At 69.9% G+C, this 2,130-nt stretch carries 2 protein-coding genes and 1 pseudogene; all 3 read left to right on the top strand.

What is annotated here, in order from left to right; translation table 11 throughout:
* Positions 1 to 245, top strand: a pseudogene (locus VFM98_RS06655) (hypothetical protein); the annotation flags it as partial.
* A 10-nt stretch (positions 246 to 255) separates the two neighbouring features.
* Complete coding sequence (locus VFM98_RS06660; RefSeq protein ID WP_325109122.1) at positions 256 to 1,434, top strand: acyl-CoA dehydrogenase family protein; 1,179 nt, start codon at positions 256 to 258, stop codon at positions 1,432 to 1,434.
* A gap of 17 nt (positions 1,435 to 1,451) precedes the next feature.
* On the top strand, positions 1,452 to 2,130 hold a 679-nt coding region (locus VFM98_RS06665; protein ID WP_325109123.1), incomplete at its 3' end, for a TetR/AcrR family transcriptional regulator.

The following is a 2,130-nucleotide window of genomic DNA, read 5'->3' on the forward strand; positions in this document are numbered from 1 at the left end:
CCCGGGCCGCGGCGCTGGGGATCGCGCAGGATTGCGTCGCGGCCGACCAGCTCGAGGAGACCGCGCGGGGGCTGGCGCAGCGCATCGCCGGCGTCCCGGCGCCGGCGCTGGCCGCCTGCAAGCGCTGCATCACGGCCGCCATCGACGGCGGTGAAGACGGTTACGAAGCGGAAGTCGAGGGCACCACCATGCTGTATGCGCAGGCCGAGAGCCAGGCGCTGGTGCGCCGCTTTCTCGCCGGGTGAGGAGACACGCATGTACCACGACCAGGGCTGGCTCGAATGGCCCTTTCTCGAGCCGCACCACCGCGCGCTCGCCCGCGAGCTCGAAGGCTGGTGCACCACGCAGCTGCCGCACGGCCATCCGGAGGACGTCGATGCGGCCTGCCGATCACTGGTGCGCCAGCTGGGCGCGGCGGGCTGGCTGCGCTACACGGTGGGCGGCGTCGCCTGCGGCGGCGCGGCCGAGACCATCGACACCCGCGCGCTGTGCCTGCTGCGCGAGACCTTCGCGCGCCATTCGGGGCTGGCCGACTTCGCCTTCGCGATGCAGGGGCTGGGCTCCGGAGCGATCACGCTGCACGGCACGCCGGCGCAGAAGAAGCGCTACCTGACCCGCGTGGCCACCGGCGAGGCCATCCCGGCCTTCGCGCTCTCGGAGCCCGATTCCGGCTCCGACGTGGCCGCGATGAAATGCGCAGCGCGCGCCGAAGGCGATACCTACGTCCTCGATGGCGAGAAGACGTGGATCTCCAACGGCGGCATCGCGGACTTGTACGTGGTGTTCGCGCGCACGGGGGAGGGGCACGGCTCGCGCGGGCTGTCGGCCTTCATCGTGGAGGCGGGAACACCGGGCTTCGAGATCGCGCAACGTATTCCCGTGATCGCGCCGCATCCGCTCGCGCGCCTGCGTTTCAGCAACTGCCGCATTCCGGCGGCGCAGCGCCTGGGCGACGCGGGGCAGGGCTTCCGGATCGCGATGCAGACGCTGGACATCTTCCGCACTTCGGTGGCCGCCGCGGCGCTGGGCTTCGCGCGCCGGGCGCTGGCCGAGGCGCTGGCGCGCGCCACCACGCGCAGGATGTTCGACCAGCTGCTGTCCGATTTCCAGATCACGCAGGTGAAGCTGGCCACCATGGCCACCGGCATCGACAGTGCGGCTTTGCTCACCTACCGCGCGGCCTGGCTGCGAGACCAGGGCCGCAAGGTCACGCGCGAGGCCGCGATGGCGAAGATGCAGGCCACCGAGACGGCGCAGCAGGTGATCGATGCCGCCGTGCAGGTGTGGGGCGGGCTCGGTGTCGTCTCCGGGCATCCGGTGGAGCGGCTGTACCGCGAGATCCGCGCGCTGCGCATCTACGAGGGCGCCACCGAGGTGCAGCAGCTGATCATCGCGCGCCAGACGCTCGACGCCTTCCGCTCCGAGGCGCGCTGAAGGTGGACAATCCCGGCATGGCTTTGCAGGTTGTCAGCAAGGTGGAAGTGCCGGAACTGGTGGAGAAGCGCCGCCGCCAGATCATGCAGGCGGCGATCGAGCTGTACGGACGCCAGGGCTACCACGTCACCACCATCCGCGAGGTGGCCCAGCGCGCGAACGTGAGCGTGGGGCTGATCTACCAGTACGTCAGCGACAAGGAGGACGTGCTCTTCCTCGCGCTGGTGGAGGTGCTCGATTCCTACCTGCGCGAGATCCCGCGCGCGCTGGAGGGGCTCACCGATCCGATGGAGCGCTTCCGCGCCGCGGTGCTTGCCTACGGGCGCGTGATCGACGAGCGCATCGAGGCCACGCTGCTGGTGTACCGCGAGACCAAGTCGCTCGGCCGCCAGCGCCGCGAGCTGCTCAAGGCCAAGGAGATCGCGAGCAACCAGCTGATCTCCGGCTGCATCGACGACTGCATCCGCGCCGGCCTGTTCGCCGAAGTGGACGTGGAGATGCTCACGTACATGATCGTCATGTTCTGCCACGCCTGGGCCCTGAAGTCCTGGCGCTTCCGCGGGCGGTTGACGATCGCGCAGTATGTGGATCGCGGGCTTCAAGTCATGCTGCAGCCAGTGGCGACTTCGCGTGGCACGAACATGGCTGGCGCGAAGCAATCCCGTAGGCTGGCGCTGAGAGCGAAGCCGAAGCCCA

The organism is Ramlibacter sp. (genome assembly GCF_035706265.1).
GTDB lineage: Bacteria > Pseudomonadota > Gammaproteobacteria > Burkholderiales > Burkholderiaceae_C > Ramlibacter.

What these genes read in the sequence shown, in the direction of transcription:
- VFM98_RS06660 (WP_325109122.1), top strand. Translation starts at nt 256, where the DNA reads ATGTACCACGACCAGGGCTGGCTCGAATGGCCCTTTCTCGAGCCGCAC.